Origin of the sequence: Kitasatospora sp. NPDC093550, assembly GCF_044764985.1 — a bacterium.
Lineage (GTDB): Bacteria > Actinomycetota > Actinomycetes > Streptomycetales > Streptomycetaceae > Kitasatospora.
Map to the genome: position 1 here is coordinate 89,594 of NZ_JBIWJF010000016.1, position 19,653 is coordinate 109,246.

The 19,653-nt window shown below is 73.9% G+C and carries 18 protein-coding genes and 2 pseudogenes; 10 read left to right on the forward strand and 10 right to left on the reverse strand.

What is annotated here, in order from left to right; translation table 11 throughout:
• Positions 1 to 6: 6 nt before the first annotated feature.
• A complete protein-coding gene (locus ACIRD3_RS25040; RefSeq protein ID WP_402220591.1) occupies positions 7 to 648 on the reverse strand; it encodes a TetR family transcriptional regulator in 642 nt (213 codons plus the stop codon).
• Positions 649 to 728: 80 nt separating this feature from the next.
• Entirely contained in the window at positions 729 to 1,127 is a 399-nt protein-coding gene (locus ACIRD3_RS25045; protein ID WP_402220594.1) for a RidA family protein, read from the reverse strand.
• A 72-nt stretch (positions 1,128 to 1,199) separates the two neighbouring features.
• On the opposite strand from ACIRD3_RS25045, the gene ACIRD3_RS25050 reads away from it, so the two are divergent.
• Positions 1,200 to 2,108: a LysR family transcriptional regulator gene (locus ACIRD3_RS25050; RefSeq protein WP_402220596.1), complete on the forward strand. Its 909-nt coding sequence runs from the start codon at positions 1,200 to 1,202 to the stop codon at positions 2,106 to 2,108.
• A 226-nt stretch (positions 2,109 to 2,334) separates the two neighbouring features.
• Here the strand turns inward: ACIRD3_RS25050 and ACIRD3_RS25055 are convergent, their stop codons facing one another.
• Positions 2,335 to 3,234 (reverse strand): aminoglycoside phosphotransferase family protein, encoded by a 900-nt coding sequence (locus ACIRD3_RS25055; RefSeq protein ID WP_402220599.1) that lies wholly within the window; start codon positions 3,232 to 3,234, stop codon positions 2,335 to 2,337.
• 74 nt (positions 3,235 to 3,308) lie between these two features.
• On the opposite strand from ACIRD3_RS25055, the gene ACIRD3_RS25060 reads away from it, so the two are divergent.
• Positions 3,309 to 3,887: a hypothetical protein gene (locus ACIRD3_RS25060; RefSeq protein WP_402220603.1), complete on the forward strand. Its 579-nt coding sequence runs from the start codon at positions 3,309 to 3,311 to the stop codon at positions 3,885 to 3,887.
• Between the two features lie 18 nt (positions 3,888 to 3,905).
• Here ACIRD3_RS25060 and ACIRD3_RS25065 read toward each other — a convergent pair whose 3' ends face one another.
• Positions 3,906 to 4,316, reverse strand: coding sequence for a PPOX class F420-dependent oxidoreductase (locus ACIRD3_RS25065; RefSeq protein WP_402220605.1), 411 nt, complete (start codon positions 4,314 to 4,316; stop codon positions 3,906 to 3,908).
• A 290-nt stretch (positions 4,317 to 4,606) separates the two neighbouring features.
• On the opposite strand from ACIRD3_RS25065, the gene ACIRD3_RS25070 reads away from it, so the two are divergent.
• Complete coding sequence (locus tag ACIRD3_RS25070; protein WP_402220607.1) at positions 4,607 to 7,105, forward strand: Tex family protein; 2,499 nt, start codon at positions 4,607 to 4,609, stop codon at positions 7,103 to 7,105.
• 87 nt (positions 7,106 to 7,192) lie between these two features.
• Here the strand turns inward: ACIRD3_RS25070 and ACIRD3_RS25075 are convergent, their stop codons facing one another.
• The 4 genes from ACIRD3_RS25075 to ACIRD3_RS25090 all read right to left on the reverse strand — a co-directional run bounded on the left by ACIRD3_RS25075 (position 7,193) and on the right by ACIRD3_RS25090 (position 10,695).
• Entirely contained in the window at positions 7,193 to 7,621 is a 429-nt protein-coding gene (locus ACIRD3_RS25075) for an SHOCT domain-containing protein (protein ID WP_402220610.1), read from the reverse strand.
• A gap of 81 nt (positions 7,622 to 7,702) precedes the next feature.
• The gene (locus ACIRD3_RS25080) at positions 7,703 to 8,287 is read right to left on the reverse strand and encodes an NUDIX domain-containing protein (protein ID WP_402220612.1); all 585 of its coding nucleotides are present in this window, start codon (positions 8,285 to 8,287) and stop codon (positions 7,703 to 7,705) included.
• Positions 8,284 to 9,441: a type III polyketide synthase gene (locus ACIRD3_RS25085; RefSeq protein ID WP_402220614.1), complete on the reverse strand. Its 1,158-nt coding sequence runs from the start codon at positions 9,439 to 9,441 to the stop codon at positions 8,284 to 8,286. The genes ACIRD3_RS25080 and ACIRD3_RS25085 overlap by 4 nt, the downstream gene beginning before the upstream one ends.
• Before the next feature lie 48 nt (positions 9,442 to 9,489).
• Complete coding sequence (locus ACIRD3_RS25090) at positions 9,490 to 10,695, reverse strand: cytochrome P450 (RefSeq protein WP_402220617.1); 1,206 nt, start codon at positions 10,693 to 10,695, stop codon at positions 9,490 to 9,492.
• Between the two features lie 365 nt (positions 10,696 to 11,060).
• On the opposite strand from ACIRD3_RS25090, the gene hemC reads away from it, so the two are divergent.
• From hemC to ACIRD3_RS25115, 5 genes and pseudogenes are all read left to right on the forward strand, one after another.
• Complete coding sequence (hemC, locus tag ACIRD3_RS25095) at positions 11,061 to 11,996, forward strand: hydroxymethylbilane synthase (RefSeq protein ID WP_402220620.1); 936 nt, start codon at positions 11,061 to 11,063, stop codon at positions 11,994 to 11,996.
• A 136-nt stretch (positions 11,997 to 12,132) separates the two neighbouring features.
• Positions 12,133 to 12,672 (forward strand): hypothetical protein, encoded by a 540-nt coding sequence (locus ACIRD3_RS25100; protein WP_402220622.1) that lies wholly within the window; start codon positions 12,133 to 12,135, stop codon positions 12,670 to 12,672.
• Between the two features lie 18 nt (positions 12,673 to 12,690).
• A pseudogene (gene def, locus ACIRD3_RS25105) lies at positions 12,691 to 13,346 on the forward strand (peptide deformylase).
• Between the two features lie 9 nt (positions 13,347 to 13,355).
• A complete protein-coding gene (locus ACIRD3_RS25110; RefSeq protein WP_402220624.1) occupies positions 13,356 to 14,003 on the forward strand; it encodes a class I SAM-dependent methyltransferase in 648 nt (215 codons plus the stop codon).
• Positions 14,004 to 14,255: 252 nt separating this feature from the next.
• A pseudogene (locus tag ACIRD3_RS25115) lies at positions 14,256 to 15,455 on the forward strand (serine hydrolase domain-containing protein).
• A gap of 544 nt (positions 15,456 to 15,999) precedes the next feature.
• On the opposite strand, the gene ACIRD3_RS25120 reads toward ACIRD3_RS25115, so the two are convergent.
• The gene (locus tag ACIRD3_RS25120) at positions 16,000 to 16,659 is read right to left on the reverse strand and encodes a TetR/AcrR family transcriptional regulator (protein ID WP_402220626.1); all 660 of its coding nucleotides are present in this window, start codon (positions 16,657 to 16,659) and stop codon (positions 16,000 to 16,002) included.
• A gap of 109 nt (positions 16,660 to 16,768) precedes the next feature.
• Between ACIRD3_RS25120 and ACIRD3_RS25125 the strand changes: the two genes are divergently transcribed.
• Together ACIRD3_RS25125 and ACIRD3_RS25130 are read left to right on the forward strand one after the other, a co-directional pair.
• Positions 16,769 to 17,512, forward strand: a complete 744-nt coding sequence (locus ACIRD3_RS25125) for an SDR family oxidoreductase (protein WP_402220628.1) — start codon at positions 16,769 to 16,771, stop codon at positions 17,510 to 17,512.
• 189 nt (positions 17,513 to 17,701) lie between these two features.
• Positions 17,702 to 17,941: a hypothetical protein gene (locus tag ACIRD3_RS25130; RefSeq protein WP_402220629.1), complete on the forward strand. Its 240-nt coding sequence runs from the start codon at positions 17,702 to 17,704 to the stop codon at positions 17,939 to 17,941.
• A 4-nt stretch (positions 17,942 to 17,945) separates the two neighbouring features.
• On the opposite strand, the gene ACIRD3_RS25135 is transcribed toward ACIRD3_RS25130, so the two are convergent.
• Complete coding sequence (locus ACIRD3_RS25135) at positions 17,946 to 19,349, reverse strand: SDR family oxidoreductase (RefSeq protein ID WP_402220632.1); 1,404 nt, start codon at positions 19,347 to 19,349, stop codon at positions 17,946 to 17,948.
• Between the last annotated feature and the right edge of the window lie 304 nt (positions 19,350 to 19,653).

Below are 19,653 nucleotides of genomic sequence, written 5' to 3' on the forward strand. Positions count from 1 at the left end.
GGGGCGTCAGTCGCCGAGGGGCCGGCGGTAGCCGTGGGTGAGGAGGCCGAAGGCGCGGGTGGCGTCGCGGGCGGCCTCGGCGTGCAGGTCGTCGGCGGTGCGGCCGTCCTCCTGGATGCGGCGCCAGTTGTGCAGGGCGAGGACGCGCTGGGTGGCGGTGACCTGGGCGGCGAGCAGGGCGGCCGTGAGCTCGCGGGGTGCGGGGAGGTCCGGGGCCTCGCGCAGGGCGTCGGCCAGGGACCGTTCGGCGCGGGCCACGTACGCGCCGACCCGGGCGGCCAGGCTCGGCGTGCCGTAGACCAGGGCGGTGAAGGCGAGGACGGCCGGATGGTCGTTCAGGCCGGTGACGGGGTCGCGCGCGGTGAGGCCGGTCAGGAAGTCGCGGAGCAGGGCGTCCAGGACCGGCTCGTCGGCCGGCCGGTTGCGGACGACGTCCGCCGCCTGCTCCTGGTGGTCGGCGAACCGGTGGACGACCAGGTCCTCCTTGCTGGGGAAGTAGGAGAACAGCGTCGGCTTGGAGACCTCGGCGGCCGCCGCGACGTCCGCCACCGACACCTGGTCGAAGCCGCGCTCCAGGAAGAGGTGGATGGCCGCCTCGGAGATGGCCCGCCGGGTCTGTTCCTTCTTGCGCTCGCGCAGTCCAGTCATGGGTCCCAGGCTAGCAGAAAACTTGACCTGGGAAGGTTTTTGACCCGGTAGGAGCGATGGGGGCAGGGCGGGGGAGCGGATCAGGAGGAGACCCGGCGCGCCTTGCGGGCGGTGACCTCGATCTCGATCCGCATCCGGGGGTCGGCGAGCCCGCACACCTGCATCGTGGCGGCCGGGCGGACCGCACCGAAGCAGCGGCGCAGCACCGGCCAGCAGGGCTCGAAGTCCGCGCGCTCGGGCAGCAGGTAGCGCACCCGCACCACGTCCGCGAAGCCGCAGTCCGCCTCGGTCAGCGCCGCCGCGATGTTGCGCAGGCACTGCTCGGCCTGCTCCACCACGTCCTCGGAGATGGTCATCGTGGCGTAGTCGAACCCGGTCGTCCCGGAGACGTGCACCCAGTCGCCGTCCACCACGGCCCGGGCGTAGCCGATCTCTTCCTCGAAGGTCGAACCGCTGAGGATCGCGCGTCGCTCTGTCATGCCGGGAACGCTAGGTGAGCTGCGGAGATACGTCCAACACTCCTGGCGGGAGGATCTGATATCCCTGGAGGTATGGAGCGCCCCGAACTCCCCCTGCCGCAGCTGCACGCCTTCGCCGTCCTCGCCGAGGAGCTGCACTTCGGCCGCGCCGCCGCCCGTCTGGGCATCGCCCAACCGCCGCTGAGCCAGCAGATCCGGCGGCTGGAGGACAAGGTCGGCCACCCGCTGTTCCGCCGCGACCCCGGCGGCGTCACCCTGACCCCGGTCGGCCGGGAACTCCTGCCCGCCGCGCAGCGGGCGCTCACCGGCCTCGCGGACGCGCTGGCCGCCGCCCGCGCCGTCGGCAGCGGCGAGGCCGGCCGGCTGCGGATCGGGTTCTCCGCCTCCCTCGCCCTCACCGTCCTGCCCGGACTCCTGAACACCTTCCGGCGGCGCCACCCCGCCGTGCGCCTGGACATGCGCGAGATGACCAGTGCCCCGCAGCTCACCGCACTGCGCGAACGGACCATCGACGTCGGCCTGCTGCGCGAACCGCCGGCGGACCGACCGGACCTGTGCTTCCGTACCGTCCTCACCGAGCCGTTCGTGGCGGTGCTGCCGGCCGGCCACCCGCTGGCCGCCCGACGGGCCGTCCGGATCGAGCAGTTGGCGGAGGAGCCGTTCGTGCTGCTGCCCCGGGAGGACGGGCCGCAGCTGTACGACCGGATCACCGGCCTGTGCGCCGACGCGGGCTTCACCCCGACGATCGCGCAGCACGCGGTGGAGTGGCAGACGGTCTGCGCCCTGGTCGGCGCCGGCCTGGGCGTCTCCCTGGCCCCGGCGAGCATCCGGCGGATCCGACTGCGCGGCGTGGCCTTCCGCCGGACCGAGCCCGGGGCCGCCCCCACCCGGGTCGCCGTCGCCTGGCGGACCGACGACCCCGACCCCCTCGTGCGCCACCTGCTCGCCGCCGCCACCGAGACGCTCCCGCCCGGGCCGTAGGGTCCGTCCTGGAACCGCCGCCGGCGGGCCGACGCTTTCCCGGCCCCGGGCCGGGAAGTGCCGCAGGGCACGCACCGTGCCGCGTGGTCGGCGGTCGCCGATGGCCCCCAGCCTCCGGCCGGGGGTTCCCCCCGACTCTGGCACCCCGAGGCGGCCCCGCCCCCCGGGGACGGACGACAGGGTCGGGCGGGCCCGGTGGTGGGTGTCCGGGGGTGGCTCCGGTGTGTCAGACGCTGCGGTCGGCGAGGACTTCGCGGACGACGTGGCGGGCGTTGGCCGTCCGGGCCTGGTCGGTGTGGCGGTAGTACGGGATCGTCACCAGGGCGATCGAGAAGGCCCAGGCGCGGCCGCGGGCCCACATGGCGTCGTCGGCGCGCAGGGCGGCGCGGAAGGCCGGGCGGGTGGCGGCGGGCAGCAGGTTCCAGGCGGCGATCAGATCGGCGGTCGGGTCGCCGACTCCCATCAGGGCGAAGTCGATGACGCCGGCGATCCGCCCGGTGCGGGAGAGCAGCAGGTTGCCGGGGGTGAGGTCGCCGTGCATCCAGACCGGCGGTCCGGCGTAGTCGGGGAGGCGAAGTGCTTTGTCCCACAGGGCGGTTGCCGCGGCGGTGTCGATCGAGCCGGCCAGCTGGGCGATGGCCGCGCGGGTCGCGCCGTCCCGGGAGGCGAGCGGGACGCTGCGGTGGCCGGCCGGCGCGTCGGTCGGGTCGGCGGCGCGCAGGGCGCTGACGAAGCCGGCCAGGTCGCGGGCCAGTGCGCCGGGCGCGGCCAGGGCGCCGACCGCCGGGTTGGCGCCGTCGATCCAGCGCAGCACCGACCACTCCCAGGCGTAGCCGGCGGCGGGCCGGCCGAGGGCGAGCGGGGCGGGGACCGGCAGCGGCAGCCGCGGTGCCAGGCGGGGCAGCCACTGGTGTTCCCGGCGGACGCCCCCGGCCGCCCACGCCGTCCGGGGCAGCCGGACGGCGAGTTCGGGCCCGAGGCGGAACATCGCGTTGTCCGTCCCGGCGGAGCCGACCGGGGTGATCGGGAGGCGCTCCCACTGCGGGAACTGCGCGGCTATCAGACGTCTCACCAGGGCCGCGTCGACCACCGGCTCGTTGGGGTGCATCCGGGCGGCAGCGCACATGCCCGGCAGCGTACAGCGCCGGTCGTTTCCGTTCAGCCGTATTCCGGAACTGTGCCGACTCCTATGCTGACGACATGGTGATCAGTCGGCGGACCGCGGGAGAACGCCGGGCCCTGCGCGCGGCCCTGGCGGCGCTCGCGCTGCTCGTGCTGCTGGGCGCGGCCGGGTGGTACGGCGAGCGCCCGGGCGGCCTGCTGGTGCTGCGGGACTGGTTCGACCGGCCGCTGCTGCTGGGCACCGCCGCGCTGCCGCTGCTGCTGGTGGTGCTGTACTGCGTCACCTGGCGGGCCTGGATCCGGGTGGCCCTGGGCATCGGCGTGCTGCTGGCGGCCGCGGCGACGGTGCCGCTGTGGATCCTCCTCGATGCCCCGTACGACACCGGGGCGCAGCGCGCACCCGACCGCTCCGACCGGCGGATCGTCCGGCAGGAGGAACCGGGGATGCTCAGCACCGCCCAGTGGGTCTTCGTCGACCAGGGCACCGGCCTGGCCACCCGCCGCTGGCAGATCGCCTACGCGGGCTTCCGGTACGGCGACGAGGTCGTCGCCGTCTGGGACGGTCCGGACCGGATCCGGTTGACGAGCGGCAGCCTGACGAAGGTGATCGACCTGGCCGCCGACGGCCGGCCCAGCGCGTCGCTCACGCTGGAGTGACCCGCGCCCGGTGGTCGCTCACGCCGGCGAGACCCGCGCCCCGATGGTGACCCGCACCCCGATCGTGCCGCCCTTGCCGAACCGCAGCACGTTCGCGGTCAGCGCGATCGCGCACAGCAGCCCGTACTTGCGCCGCAGCAGCCTGCGGTAGGCGGGCGCCCGGTCCGGGTCGAGGACGGCGGTGGCCGGGACCTGCGCGCCGAGCAGGTTGCCGCGGATGTCGCTCGGGCCGACCAGCACGTCCGCGCGGTTGCGCAGGCGCTTGACCTTGCCGGTCTTCGTCACGGTGGTGAAGACCAGCGCGTCGCCGTCCCGCGCGACCCAGACCGGGGTGGCCACCGGGGTGCCGTTCTTCCGGTGGGTGGTGAACAGCAGGTACTTGGCGGCGGCGAGCCGCTCCAGCTCGGCGGCAGCGTCCAGAGTGTCCATGCCCGCCAGCCTAGGAAGCCGTAACCGGGCATCGCTTGAGCCTTCGTGGGGCCGCGCCGACTCCGCCGCGAGACCGCCCGGCTTCCCCCGGCTTCCCCACGGCTTCCTCCCGGACTCCGCAGGGAGTCCGCCCCCGGCCCGCCCGGGACCGCCGCCCGGGCACACCGCGCCCGGCCGCCACGCCAGGCCGCCACGCCCGGCCGCCACGGGTGCGGCCGGGCGCCGTCGTCGGCACCTGCCAGAATGCAGGGCGTACGGCGAACGCACTGAAGGAGAAGGTGACCGGCTTCGTGACCACGCCAGTCGAACAGGTGGCCCGGCAGGCCCAGCAGGCGATCGAGCGCAAGATCGCCGAGGAACTGGGCGTCCGCGAGGGGCAGGTGAAGGCGGCCGTCGACCTGCTCGACGGCGGTGCGACCGTCCCCTTCGTGGCCCGCTACCGCAAGGAGGTCACCGGCTCCCTCGACGACGCCCAGCTGCGCGCCCTGGAGGAACGGCTGCGCTACCTGCGCGAGCTGGAGGAGCGCCGGGCGGCCGTCCTGGAGTCCATCGAGTCCCAGGGCAAGCTGGACGACGCGCTGCGCGCCCGGGTGCTGGCGGCCGATTCGAAGGCCCGCCTGGAGGACATCTACCTGCCGTTCAAGCCGAAGCGGCGCACCAAGGCGCAGATCGCCCGCGAGGCCGGGCTGGAGCCGCTGGCCGACGCCCTGCTCGCCGACCCGACCCAGGACCCGGCGGCGCTGGCCGCGCAGTACCTCAACGAGTCGGTGGCGGACGGCGCCGCGGCGCTGGAGGGCGCCCGGTCGATCCTGGTCGAGCGCTTCGGCGAGGACGCCGACCTGGTCGGCTCGCTGCGCGAGCGGATGTGGAGCCGCGGCCGGCTGGTCGCCACCGTCCGCGAGGGCAAGGAGCAGGACGGCGCCAAGTTCGCCGACTACTTCGACTTCGCCGAGCCGTACACCAAGCTCCCCTCGCACCGCATCCTGGCGATGCTGCGCGGCGAGAAGGAGGAGGTGCTCGACCTCGAACTCTCGCCCTACGACGGCGAATCCGAGGGGGACCTGCCCGGGGAGAACGACTACGAGCAGCGGATCGCCGCCCGCTTCGGCATCGCCGACCGCGGCCGCCCGGCCGACAAGTGGCTCGGCGACACCGTCCGTTGGGCCTGGCGGACCCGGATCCTGGTCCGGCTCGGCATCGACCTGCGGGCCCGGCTGCGCGCCGAGGCCGAGGAGGAGGCGGTGCGGGTCTTCGCCGCCAACCTGCGCGACCTGCTGCTCGCCGCCCCGGCCGGCACCCGCGCCACCATGGGCCTGGACCCGGGCTTCCGCACCGGGGTGAAGGTCGCCGTGGTGGACGCCACCGGCAAGGTCGTCGCGTACGACACGATCTACCCGCACCAGCCCGCCAACAAGTGGGACGCGGCCCTGCACACCCTGGCCGCCCTGGCGAAGAAGCACGACGTCGACCTGGTCGCGATCGGCAACGGCACCGCCTCCCGGGAGACCGACAAGCTCGCCGAGGACCTGATCAAGCGCCACCCGGAGCTGAAGCTCACCAAGGCGATGGTCAGCGAGGCCGGCGCCTCGGTCTACTCGGCCTCCGCCTTCGCCTCGCAGGAGCTGCCGGACCTGGACGTGTCGATCCGCGGCGCGGTCTCGATCGCCCGCCGGCTGCAGGACCCGCTGGCCGAGCTGGTCAAGATCGACCCCAAGTCCATCGGGGTCGGCCAGTACCAGCACGACCTGAGCGAGGTGAAGCTCTCCCGCTCGCTCGACGCCGTGGTCGAGGACTGCGTCAACGCCGTCGGCGTGGACGTCAACACCGCCTCGGCGCCGCTGCTCACCCGGGTCTCCGGCATCACCGGCACGCTGGCCGACAACATCGTCGCCCACCGCGACGCCAACGGCCCGTTCCGCACCCGCAAGCAGCTCAAGGACGTGGCCCGGCTCGGCCCCAAGGCCTTCGAGCAGTGCGCGGGCTTCCTGCGCATCCCCGGCGGCGAGGACCCGCTGGACGCCTCCAGCGTGCATCCCGAGGCCTACCCGGTGGTGCGCCGCATCCTGGCCGCGACCGGCGGGGAGCTGCGCGAGCTGATCGGCAACGGCGCCGCGCTGCGGGCGCTGAGGCCCGCCGACTTCGCCGACGACACCTTCGGCGTCCCGACCGTCACCGACATCCTCGGCGAGCTGGACAAGCCCGGCCGCGACCCGCGCCCCGCGTTCCGCACCGCGACCTTCAAGGAGGGCGTCGACAAGATCGGCGACCTGGAGGTCGGCATGGTGCTGGAGGGCGTGGTCACCAATGTCGCCGCCTTCGGGGCCTTCGTGGACGTGGGCGTCCACCAGGACGGCCTGGTGCACGTCTCGGCGCTGTCCCGGACCTTCGTCAAGGACCCGCGCGAGGTGGTCAAGCCCGGCGACATCGTCAAGGTCCGGGTGCTCACGGTGGACGTGCCCCGCAAGCGGATCGGGCTCACCCTGCGGCTGGACGACGAGGTCGGTCGCGAGCGCGGCGGCCAGGGCGGCGAGCGCGGCGGCCAGGGCGAGCGCCAGGCCCGCCCGCCGCGCCAGGAGCGGCGCGGGAGCCAGGGCGGCCAGGGTGGCCAGGGCGGCCGCGGCGGTCAGGACCGGCGCGGCGGTCAGGGCGGCCAGGGCGGCCGCGACCGGGGTGACCGGGGCGCCAGCGCGCCGCTGGCGAACAGCGCCATGGCGGACGCGCTGCGCCGGGCCGGCCTGGCCGGTGGCGGCGACGCCGGCTCGGGCGACCGGCGCTCCGGACGCCGCTGAGTCCGGCGCGGGACGGGACCACGGCCCGGGTCCGGTGGACGCGCGAGGCGTCCACCGGACCCGGGCCGTGTCGCGCCCGTCGGGCGGTCAGGCCAGGATCTTGGCCTTGGCCTGTTGGTACTCCTCCTCGGTGATGGCGCCCTTGTCCTTCAGGTCCGCCAGTTTCGCCAGGTCGTCGACGTGGCTGCGGCCGCCGCCGCCGTCCGGTCCGGACGCGGCCGCGTCCCGGATGTAGGACTTGAACGCGGCCTGGGTCTCCTGGGCCTGTTCGATGTCGCGCTTGGTCATCGACTGCCCCCGGGCGATCAGGTAGACCAGGACGCCGATCAGGGGCAGGAGGATCACCAGGACCAGCCAGCCGGCCTTGCCCCAGCCACTGAGGTCGTGGCTGCGGAAGATGTCCGTGATGATCTTGAACAGCAGGAAGAACCAGAGCACCCAGAGGAACAGCTCCAACATCGTCCAGAAGATGTTGAGCAGGGGGTAGTCGGTGTCAGCCAGGAGAGTGGTGTCCATGGCTGAGTCATATCATCGCAAAAAGGACATTGCTCCCTGTTGTTCGGCCATCCCAGTGATCTTCGGCCCGGCTCGGAATGTTCAGCCGAGAAGAGCCCTCCGCCGGAGCTCCACGGCCAGGTCGATCAGCTCGCCCCACCAGGCGTCGTGCCCGGTCAGCAGCAGCCGTCGCGCCTCGGCGGCCGGGACGGCGCGGACCTCGACCACCTGCTCGCCGTCCTCCGGGTTGGTCGGCGAGGAGTCCAGCGCGACCTCGCCCCAGCCCCACAGCCAGGCCTTCTCCGGGTGCGGCTGCCACGGCCGGTACGGCACCGGGTCGTCCGTGCGGCAGCGGTGCGCGCCCAGCCAGCCCGGCTCGCCGAGCAGTCGGGCGCCCGCCTCCTCGCGCAGCTCGCGCTCCAGGCAGAGGGCGACGCTCTCGTCCTGCTCCCGGGTGCCGCCGGGGAGGAACCAGTGGTCCCGGTCGTCCCGGCAGAGCACCACGTCGCCGTCCGCGAAGCCGACCAGGTGGATGTTGGTGACCAGTGCGTCCGGCGGCAGCTCGGTGGAGAACTGCGCGTCGTACCGTCCCCAGCTCCAGTACTGCGGCGCGTGCAACGCGGGGAAGCGGGCGGCGAGTTCGGCGGCTCTGGCAGAGGTGTCGGTGCGGTCCGTGGTATCGGTCATTCGGTGATCGTAGTGCCGGCCGGGAAACGGCGGGGGGCGGTCGGATGGACGAGGGCGATGTCGGAGGTGGAGATGGCGCGCGGCCGGCGCGGGTGCGGCGCCGCCGGTGCGCCGACCCAACTCCCCAGCGAGATCTCGGCGGTGATGCCCGGGCCGAAGCCGGCGATCAGTCCGGAGGTGCCCTCGGGCACACCGCCGTCGGCGAACAGCCGGGCGAGGGCGTCGAAGACCACGGCGCTGGCGATGTTGCCGCGTTCGGTGAGCGTCGCACGGCTGTAGCGGAAGGCGGCCGGCTCCAGGTGGAGGAAGCGGCACAGGTCGTCCAGGATCCGCGGGCCGCCGGCGTGCACGATGTAGAAGCCGAGCCCGGAGACGTCCCAGCCGTGCTCGCCGGCCAGGCCGCGCAGCGCGGGCGCGAGCAGCTCCATCGTGCCGGGCACCCGTTTGTCCAGCTGGAAGTGGAAGCCGGTGTCCTTCACCCCGTACGAGATCCAGTTCTCGGTGCCCGGGACGAGGTGCGAGCCGTTGCGCTCGATCTGCACGCCGCGCCCGCCGCGGCCGCGCATCACCACGGCGGCCACCGCGTCGCCGAACAGCCCGTTGGAGAGCAGCGAGCCGACGGAGAGGTCGGTCGGCTGGTAGCAGAGCGAGCAGAACTCGCAGGCGACGATGAGCACGTTGGCGCCCGGGTAGGCACGGCAGAAGTCGTGCGCGCGGTTGACGGCGGCGCCGCCGGCCGCGCAGCCGAGCTGGGCGATCGGCACCTGGCGGGTGTCGGAGCGGAACCCCATGGTGTTGATCAGCCAGGCGGTCATCGACGGCATCATGAAGCCGGTGCACGACACGTAGACCATCAGGTCGATGTCCCGGGCGGTCAACTCGGCGTGGGCGAGGGCGCGTTCGACCACCTCGGGGACGCGCCGCTTGGCCTCGCGCTCGTACACCTCGTTGCGGACGGTGAAGCCCGGGTGGGTGAGGGTCCGCTCGATCGGCTGGACCAGGTGCCGGGTCCGCACCCCGGTGTTCTCGATCAGCCGCAGGGCCAGGCCGAGTTGGGGGTGGCCGGCGTGCAGGGTGCGGGCCAGGTCGAGGGTCTCGTCGAGGGTGATGACGTGCTCGGGCACGGCGATGGCGGGGCGGCAGAGTGTGGCCATGGGTGAGGGTCTCCCCGGTGCGGGAACGGTGGGGTGGTGGGGAGGGGGCTACCAGGCCACCGGCAGGGCGCGCGGGAAGCGCCAGATCGAGCCGGAGTTCCAGTCGAGTTCGGCGGGGTCGACGGCCAGCCGCAGCTCGGGGAAGCGCCGCAGCAGGGTGCCGATGGCGACCTGCAGCTCCATCCGGGCCAGGTGCGAGCCGAGGCAGTGGTGCTGGCCGTACCCGAAGGCCATGTGGGTGGGCGCGCCGCGGTCGAGGTCCAGCTCGTCGGGGCGCTCGTACACCGACGGGTCCCGGTTGGCGGCCAGGTAGGAGACGTGCACCGCCTCGCCGGCCCGGATCAGCGTGCCGCCCAGCTCGACGTCCTCGGTGGCCACCCGGGCGATGCCGACGCCCTGGCGGAACGGGATGAAGCGCAGCAGCTCCTCCAGGGCCCGCGGCAGCATGTCGGGCTGCGCGCGGAGCTCGGCGAGCTGCTCGGGGTGGGTGAGCAGGGTGTAGGTGATGTTGCCGAGCTGGTAGGTGCTGGTGTCGTGGCCGGTGACCAGCAGGACCATCGCCATGACCGTCAGCTCGTCGGCGTCCAGCAGCTCGTCGCCGTCGCGGGCGGTGGCGAGCGCGCTGATCAGGTCCTCGCCGGGGCGGGCCCGGCGGGCGGCGGTCAGCTCGGTGAAGTAGCCGCGCAGCGCGGCCTTGGCGGCCTCCTGGCTCACCCGGCTGTCCGGGCCCATCCGCATCATCGCGACGGCGTGGCCGCGCAGTTCGGGGCGGTCGGCCTCGGGGATGTCGAGCAGCTCGCAGATGGTGGTCAGCGGGAGCCGGTCGGCCAGGAAGCGCATCAGGTCGGCGGGGGCACCGTGCTCGGCCATCTCGTCGTAGTAGCCGTCGACGGTCCGCTGGGTGGTCGGGCGCAGCCGCTCGACCTGGCGGTTGGTGAAGCCCTGGGCGACCAGCCGGCGCAGCCGGTTGTGGCCGGGCGGGTCCATCAGGTTGATCGCCTCGGCCTGGGCGATCGGGGCGGGCGTCATCCGCGGCAGATCGCGGCCGATGCCCGCGGCGCGGCTGAACCGGCGGTCGGTGGTGACCACTCGGACGTCCTCGTAGCGGGTGGCCAGCCAGGCCTCGCCCTCGCCATGCGGGAGCCGGATCCGGGCGACCGGGGCCTCGGTGAGCAACCGCCTGAGGAGGGGGTCGAACTCCAGGCCGTCGGTGTGGTGGAAGGGGCAGTCCCACACGGGGGCGGTGGTGGTCACGGGCCTGTCCAATTGTCTTCGTCATGCCGGGGGACGCCGCGCCCCGGGTGGTTCCTTCGTTCGGGCGCGGACATGCAGATGTTGCCCCATGGGCCGGCAAAACGGTGGATTCGACCGGGAGTTCGCTCTAATGAGTGAGATGGATGATTGTCATGCGAACTGGCCGACGTGTGGGGCGAGTTGACGCGGGCCGGGGCCGTGCGCTCGGCGGCCCGGCTCCTGGGCGCGGGGGTGCTGCACGGCGGGGGAGGGGCGTGGGGCGGTTCCGTCCCGGCGGTGTCGTTGGGCGCCCGATGCGCTCCCGTTGCCCGCCGAACGGCTGACGTGGCGTCAACGGCCGGTGTTCGAAGGCCTATCATCGCGCCATGTCCACCGCTGAGCTGATCCGCATCGTCTCCCGCTCCTCGCCCATGGCGCTCGCCCAGGTCGAGCGGGTCCGTGCCGAACTCGCCGTCCTGCGCCCGGGCCTGCGCACCGAGGTGGTCCCGGTCACCACCTCGGGCGACCGCTGGACCGGCGACCTCGCCCACCTGGGCGGCAAGGGCGCGTTCACCAAGGAGGTCGACGCCGCGCTGCTCGCCGGGGAGGCCGACGTCGCCGTGCACTGCCTGAAGGACGTGCCCGCCGACCGCCCGCTGCCCGCCGGTACCGTCTTCGCCGCCTACCTGCGCCGGGACGACATCCGCGACGCCCTCGTCCACCCCGGCGGCCTGACCCTGGCCGAGCTCCCGCCCGGCACCCGGATCGGCACCTCCTCCGTCCGCCGCACCGCGCAGCTCGCCGCCACCCACCCGCACCTGGAGTGCGTGCCGATCCGGGGCAACGCCAACAGCCGGCTCGCCAAGCTGGAGGCCGGGACGGTGGACGCGCTGCTGCTCGCCGTCTCCGGCCTGGAACGGATCGGCGAGCAGGCGCGGATCACCGAGGTCCTCGGCATCGAGGCGATGTGCCCGCCGATCGGCGCCGGGATCCTCGTCCTGCAGTGCCGCGAGGACGACGCCGCGACCATCGAGGCCGTCACCACGCTCGGCCACCGGGACACCTGGCGCGAGGCGGCGGCCGAGCGGATGTGCCTGCACGTGCTGCAGGGCCACTGCAACAGTCCGATCGCCGGGTACGCCAAGGCCGAGGCGGACGGCCGCCTCTCGCTGCGCGGCCGGGTCTTCACCCCGGACGGCAAGCGGGTGCTGGACGCCCACGAGTGGGCGGGCGCGCTCAGCCCGGAGGACCTGGGGACCTCGGTGGCCCTGGCGCTCAAGCGGCAGGGGGCGCACGAGCTGATCGCCTCCATCCCGCACTGACGGGGTCCGGTCGCGCGGTGATGGCGGTCGGGTGATCCGGTCGGACGCGAGCGGGGGCGCATCGGGCGGACGCGAGTCACGCGAATCGGTCGGATTCGATCAGAACCGGGCGGGTGTCTGCGGCGTCCGTTGAGAAGTGATCAGTGCGGTGCTCGGCGCGATGCCGATGTTCTGGCCCGGGCTGCTGCTCTCGCTGGCGCCCGCGGCCCTGTTGAACCGGCCGGTGGGGCGGTGGCTGCAGGCCCATTGGGCGGTGGGTTTCGTCCTGCTGCTCGGGCTCGGCGGGGTGGTGGTGGCCACCCTGCTGCCGGAGGCGTTCCGACTCTCCGAGGACGCCGTCCGGCACTGCACCGTCGCCGGAGGGCGGCCGCGGTCGCCGTACGAGCTGCTGCACGTCCGGCACATCGAGCTCAAGCTGGCGACCTACGCCCCGGTCGGGTTCGCGGCCGCGCTGGCGGGGACCAGGCGGCGGGCGGCCATCGCGCTGCTCGCGGCGGCGGCGCTGCCGTTCGCGGTGTCGGCCGTGCACTACGCGCTGCCGGCGATCGGGCGCAGCTGCGACGTGCAGGACGTCTGGGACGGGGTGCAGGGGGTCGTCCTGGGCGCGGCGGTGGGCCTGCTGGTCGGGCCGGTGGTACGGGCGGTGGCCCGGCAGTCCTGGCGCCGGGCGGCCTGAGGGGCGCTCGCCGCGTCCGTGTCCGAGCTGCGCGACCGTCCGACCGTCCTGCGGATCACCGAGGTGGGGGAGGAGATCCTGCGCCGCAGCTACCGCCCGGCGACCGAGGACGACTTCGGCAGCGAGCGCCTGGCCCGGCTGATCGACGACATGTTCGCCACCATGGACGTCGCCGACGGCTGCGGCCTCGCCGCCCACCAGGTCGACGTGGACCTGCGCCTGTTCGTCTACGACTGCACCGACGAGGACGGCGTCCGGCACGTCGGACACGTGCTCAACCCGGTGGTGGAGGAGCAGGAGCCCGGCCGGCGCCTGATCGAGGAGAGCGAGGGCTGCCTGTCCGTGCCCGGCGCGAGCACCCGGCTCGCGCGGCCGGCCCGCGCCGTCGTGCACGGCGTCGACCAGACGGCGAGCCCCTCACCATCGAGGGCACCGGGTACTTCGCCCGCTGCCTCCAGCACGAGACCGACCACCTCGACGGCGGGCTCCACCTCGACCGGCTCTCCGCGCGGGACCGCAAGCGGATGATGAAGCAGACCGCCGACCGGTGGGAGAAGGTGTTCGCCGAACGGGCCGCCAAGGCGGTGTCCAGGGCGGCGTCCAAGACGGCGTCCAAGACGGCGTCCAAGGCGGCCTCCGAGGTGGCCGGCAAGGCGCCGGCGTCTGCGCTCTAGAGTGGCGCGGTGACCGAGCCCGCGCACCTCGCCGCCGTCCGGGAGTCGTCCGACACCGTCGCCGCCGACTACCTCCACCGGGTCGTCCCGCCCGAGGGCATGGACCCGGTGTCCAGGGCGATGCTGGCCGCCTTCGCCGAGCTGGTCCGGGCGGCGGGCGGCGGTCCGGTCGCGGACCTCGGCTGCGGGCCGGGCCGGGTGACGGCGTACCTGGCCGGGCTGGGGCTGTCGGCCTTCGGTGTCGACGTGTCCGGCGAGATGGTCGCGCTGGCCCGCCGCGCGTACCCCCGACTCCGCTTCCACCGGGGCACGATGAGCGCCCTCGACCTCCCCGACGGCACCCTCGGCGGCATCCTCGCCTGGTACTCCGTCCACCACACCCCGCCCGAGCTGCTGCCCGCGCTGTTCGCCGAGTTCCACCGCGTGCTCGCCCCCGGTGGCCTGCTCCTCCTCGGCGGCCACGCCGGCGACGCCCGGCTGCACCCGGCGACGGCCTACGGCCACCCGGTCTCGTTCGGCTCGTACCTGCTCCCGGCCGACCGCCTGGCCGACCTGCTGGACGGGGCCGGCTTCACCGTCACCACCCGGCTGGAACAGCTGCGCCCGGACCGCCCGGACCGCTCGTACGTCAGCCTGCTGGCCGAGCCGCGCGCGTAGGAAGTCGGCCCGGCCGACTTCCTGTGCGACGAGCCCGGCAAGCCGCTTCCAGCGAGGCCGGGTCCGGGGACGGGCCGACTCCGGGTGAACCCTGACGCAGGATCAGGGAGCGGCGGTGGCCCGCCCCTGATGCCCCGGGCGGGCGGTGTCGGAAGACTCGTCGTCCGGGCCGGGAACCTCCGGCCAGGACGACGAGCAGTCTGGAGCCGACCGCACGTGAACGCGCACACCCACCGCACCCGTTGGGCCGTCATGGCCGCCGCCGGAGCCCTCGCGGCCGCGCTGACGGCCGGGGTCGGCACGCCCGCCCTCGCCACGACGCCCGGCGCCACCAGCCCCTCGGGTGCGACGCCTTCCACCGCGACGCCGACGGGTGCGGCCGTGCTGCCGCCGGTGTCCCCGACGGCGATCCGGGCCGCCCTCGCCCGCCGGCCCGCCGCCGAGGTCTCCGCCGCCTTCGTCCGGGTCACCGGCTCCACCGGGAGGTTCGAGGGCACCTCGGCGGAGGACGGGACGGGCGTGGACGCGCGCGGCAGGTTCCGGGTCGGGTCGATCTCGAAGGTCTTCACCGCCACCGTCGTCCTGCAACTCGCCGCCGAGGGCCGGATCGACCTCGACGGCAGCGTGCGGCGGTACCTCCCGGACTTCCCCTTCCCGGACGTCACCGTGGGCCAACTGCTCAACCACACCAGCGGACTGCCGGGCGGCTCCAACGCGTTCTGGGGCGACGGCACCACCGGCTGGTTCGCCGAGCACGCGCTCGACGCGCCCACCCCCGAGGAGATCGTCGCGACGATGGACGGCCAGTCGCCGGCCTTCACCCCCGGCACCGCCTAGGAGTACAACGGCATGAACACCTTCGTCGCCGGGCTGGTCGTCGAGGCGGTCACCGGCCACGGCTACGCCGACGAACTGCGCGAGCGGATCATCCGCCCGCTCGGCCTGCACGACACCTCCCTCCCGGACGCCGACGACCCCGAGCTGCGGCACCCCGCCACCCACCCGTACCTGACCGTCCCCGACGCCGACGGCGGCTCGCACCGGGTGGACGTCGTCGAGCAGAGCCCGTGGCCCTGGGCGGAGGGCGGCATGATCTCCAGCGCCCCCGACCTGGAGCGCTTCATGGCCGCCCTGTTCCGGGGCCGCCTCCTCCCGCCGACCCAGCAGGAGAAGCTCTTCACCGTCCCGGACGTGCCCGTCCAGCCGGGTAACAGCCACTGCCCGGGCAACACCGCGTGCATGAGCACGGGCCTCGAACGCCTCGCGGCGGGCGGCATCGTGGCCTGGGGCAAGACCGGCTCCCGGCCCGGTTCCACCAGCGGCGTCTTCGCCACCCGCGACCTCTCCCGGACGGTCGTCTACTCGGTCGACCCCACCGCACTCAACGGCGCCGAAACCCCCTACGCCCTCGGCCTGCTGACCTCCTCCTTCGGCCTCGGCACCAAGCCCTGACACCCCACCCGGCCGCACGGCCCACCGCCAACAGCCCCGGAGCAGCAGAATATGTAGACCGATCGTCATATTCCTTCCCCTCGCCAGACCGTCAACCCGCGCGAGAAGTCGGCCTGGCCGACTTCTCGCGCGCCCTGCTGCCCGAGTAGAGGAAGTATGTAGACCGGTCTTCATATTCACCCCTGCGCCCCGCGGGGCGAGAAGCCGGCGCCCAGGGCGACTTCCGGTGCCCGGCCTGGCCCGGGGTGAATCTGTAGACCGGTCTTCGTATTCCAGAGAGTGGCCTGCGGACCGCCGCGCGGGAAGTCGGGTGGGCCGACTTTCTGTGCAGGGTGGTTCGCTGCCTCAGGGGATTCTGTAGACCGGTCGGCATAGTCGGGGCGGGCGAGGCGTGCGTCGTTGCGCGAGAAGTCGGCCTGGTCGACTTCTGGTGCGCGGTGGTGCGGGTTGCGCCCCCGGAATCCGTAGACCGGTCGTCATACTCGGCGCGCGCCGGCTCTGCGGCGCGGGAAATCGGGTGGGTCGACTTCCTGCGCGAGAGGGCTCAGGTGGGGGCGTTGGTGGTGAGGAGGGTGTCGGCGAGGCGTTCCGCGGTGGTGGGGTCGAGGGGGGCGTGGCCGAGGAGGAAGCGGTACCAGAAGACTCCGTAGACCTGGTCGACGATCAGGTCGAGGTCGGCGTCCGCGGCCAGTTCGCCGCGTTCGAGGCCTCGGGAGAGGAGTTCGCGCAGCGCGGTGCGGCGGGCGGCGGTGAAGGTCCGCATCAGGTCGGCGAGGTGGGGGTCGCGGGCGGCTTCGCGGGCGAGGGTGCGCAGTGCCGAGGCGGTGGTGCTGCGCTGGGCGGCGTCGAAGGTGGTGGCGACGAAGGCCCGCAGGTCGGTGCGGAGGGTGCCGGTGTCGGGGCCGTGGACGTCCTGGTCGGCGCGGTCGGCGAGGGCGTCGAGCAGGACGGCGCCCTTGGACGGCCACCACCGGTAGACCGTCTGCTTGCCGACGCCGGCCGTGCGGGCGATGGCGTCGATGGTGACGGGGGTGCCGTCCGAGTCGGCGAGCAGCTGCAGGGCGGCGTCGAGGATCGCCCGGTGCGCGGCCTCGTTGCGGCGGCGCCCGGTGTGCGGGCGTGTGGACGGAGGGGTGGACGGGGCCTGCTCGGCCTCCAGGTCCGCCTGTTCCGTCTGTGCCGTCCGGGGTTCGGTCTCGCTCATGGTCGCCCTCTTCTCTCGCCCGGTTCCTGGCCCCCGCTTGACAAGACTAGCAGTCTCGACAAATATCATTGCCGGAACCAACGGTCTCGACAATCTGAAAGGCCCCACCATGAGCACTGCGTCAGACCTCTTCGCCGGACAGCGCGTCGTCGTGATGGGCGGCAGCTCGGGCATCGGTGAGGCGGCCGCCACCGCCTTCGCGGCGGACGGCGCCGAGGTCGTGGTCACCGGTCGTGACCGCGAGCGGCTGGACGCGGCCGTCGCCCGGATCGGCGGCAAGACCACCGGCCGGGAGCTGGACGCCGCCGATCCCGCCGCGGTCTCCGCCTTCTTCGCCGAGGAGGGCACCGTGGACCACCTGGTCGTCGCGGTCAGCGGCGCGGCCGGCAGCGGCCCGTTCGCCCAGCTGGACCTGGCCGAGCTCGCGACCGGCTTCGACGCCAAGTTCTGGCCGCAGGTCCGCGTCCTGCAGGCCGCGCTGCCGCACCTGCGCGCGGACGGTTCGGTCACCCTGATCACCGCCGCGTCCGCCCGCGCCGCGATCCCGGGCACCGCCGGGCTGGCCGCCATCAACGGCGCGCTGGAGGCGATGGTCCCGCCGCTGGCCGTCGAGCTGGCCCCGCTGCGGGTCAACGCCGTGTCGCCCGGCGTCATCGACACCCCGTGGTGGGACCGCGTCCCGGCCGAGCAGCGCACCGCGCTCTTCGAGGGCCTGGCCGCCACCACCCCGGTCGGCCGGGTCGGTCGCGCCGAGGACGTCGCCCGGGCGATCCACATGCTCGCGGCCAACACCTTCGTGACGGGCGTCGTCTTCGACTGCACCGGCGGTGCCAACCTGCCCACCGGGCGCTGAGCGCGCCGTACGGACCGCCGGGGGGCGAGGCCCCGGTCGGGCCGTTGTCGCAGGTCACCCGTACGGTCCGGCCGTGAGCGTGCCCGACCTGATTCCGATCCGGCGCGAGCCGGAGGGCCGCACCCGCACCCCCGGCCGTTGACGGGGCGGCCGGTTCTTCCCTCCGGTGCGGGGCCGGAGGTCCGGTCGTTGCCGGAGGAGCGGCTCGCCGCCCTGCCCGGCCGGGAGGACGGGGACATCGCGATCGCCCCGCTCGAAGTCCGCTTCGACGGTGAGCTGTCCGGGCTCGTCATCGAGGAGGAGGACGAGCCCGGCGACGAGGAGGACGGGGAGGAAGCGGAGGGCGCCGAGGAATACCGCTTCACCGCCGAGCTCCACCCGGACGGCTTGGGCTTCCACGCCCCCTGGTGTGGCTGCTACGACACCTGAGCGGTCACCACTCCGCCTCCCGGTAGTCCTTGAGGAACACCCCCGACACCGGGTGCCCGGCCTCGCCCCGGACGATCGGGTCGTAGACCCGGGCCGCACCGTCGACGATGTCCAGGGGGGTGCGGAAGCCGCGGGCGGCGATCCGGGCCTTCTTGGGCGCCGGGTTCTCGTCGGTGATCCAGCCGGTGTCGACGGCGCACATGTGCACGCCCTGCGGGGCGAGTTGGGCCGCGCTGGTGCGGGTGAGCATGTTGAGCGCGGCCTTCGCCATGTTGGTGTGCGGGTGCCGGGCGGTCTTGTTGCGGACCGCGAACCGGCCCTCCACCGCCGTGACGTTGACGATGTAGCGGGTGGGGTGCGGGGAGGCCAGCAGCAGGGGCAGCAGGCGGTCGCAGAGCAGCGCCGGGGCGAGGGCGTTGACCAGCTGGGTCTCCAGGATCTCGGCCGGGTCGAGCGAACCGAGGGTGGCGGACCAGGAGTTGGCGGGGGCGAGGTCGGGCAGCAGTCCGGCCTCGTCGGTCAGGTCGAGCAGGGAGCCCACGCCCGAGAGGAGTTGGGGCAGCCCGGTGAGTGGCCGGAACCCGGGGGCGTGCTCGATCGCCCGGCGGTCGGCGGCGGGCAGGGCGTCCCGCTCGCCGGCCGCCAGCAGCGCGTACGACTCGGGCGGGCGGCGGAGGGTTTGCGCGGCGTTGTTGACGAGGATGTCGAGCGGCCGCCCGTCGGTGCGCAACCGCTCGGTGAGGCCCAGGACTTGGCGCGGGTCGCGGAGGTCGATGCCGACCACGGTGAGCCGCTCCCACCACTGCTCGCTGCCCTCGGCGGCGCGGAATCGGCGGACGGTGTCCTGCGGGAAGCGGCTGGTGACGATCAGCTCGGCGCCGTCCCTCAGCATCATCAGGGCGAGCTGGAAGCCGATCTTGACCCGCCCGCCGGTGAGCAGCGCGCGGCGTCCGCGCAGGTCGGTGCGCAGGCTCCGGCGTGCGGTGTTGTCGACCGAGCAGTCCGGGCAGAGCATGTGGTAGAAGCCGTCGACCTGGCGATAAGTCTCCTTGCAGACATAGCACTTGCGGGGGACCCGCAGCTCGCCGACGGGCCCGCCCGCCAGGGCGAGCGGGGCGTCCTCGCGGCGGTCCCGGGCGCCGGTCGCGGTGGCGGCGAGCAGTTCGTCGTCCTGCTCGCGGAGGATCTGCCGGGCCTCCTGGCGGCGGCGCTTGCGGCTCTCCATCACGAAGGAGGTGAGCTGCCGCTCGGCGTGCAGCCGGGTGTGATCGTGCGGAGGGAGCGCTCGCAGGCGGCCGAGGGTGCGGCTGAAGGCGTCGAGTTCGGCCGTGCTGAGGCTGTCGGCGCACGCGGTGCCGCTCGTCGGATGGATGGTGCTCAGCTGGTCGTGGTCGTCCCGGACCGTCATGTCCGCCCCCTCGTGCCGTACAGGTGGGAGGGACAGTAGCCGACGGTCCGGGACGATGAGATGTCAATTTCCCCCGGGTGGTCAGCCGCCCGGTCAGCCGGGTGGCCGGCCGGACGGTCAGCCGCAGTCGGAGGTGAGGGAGCCGACCCGGCGGCCGTCGAGCTCGTGCTTGCCGACGCCGACGAGCTCCTGCTCGTCCCCGCCGAAGTCCGGCTCGTCGTTCAGGCGGATGATGCAGCCGAAGTCGTCGGGGAGCGGGTTGACGGCGGAGAGCGGGCGGATCGGCGGCTCGATGTCGTCCGCC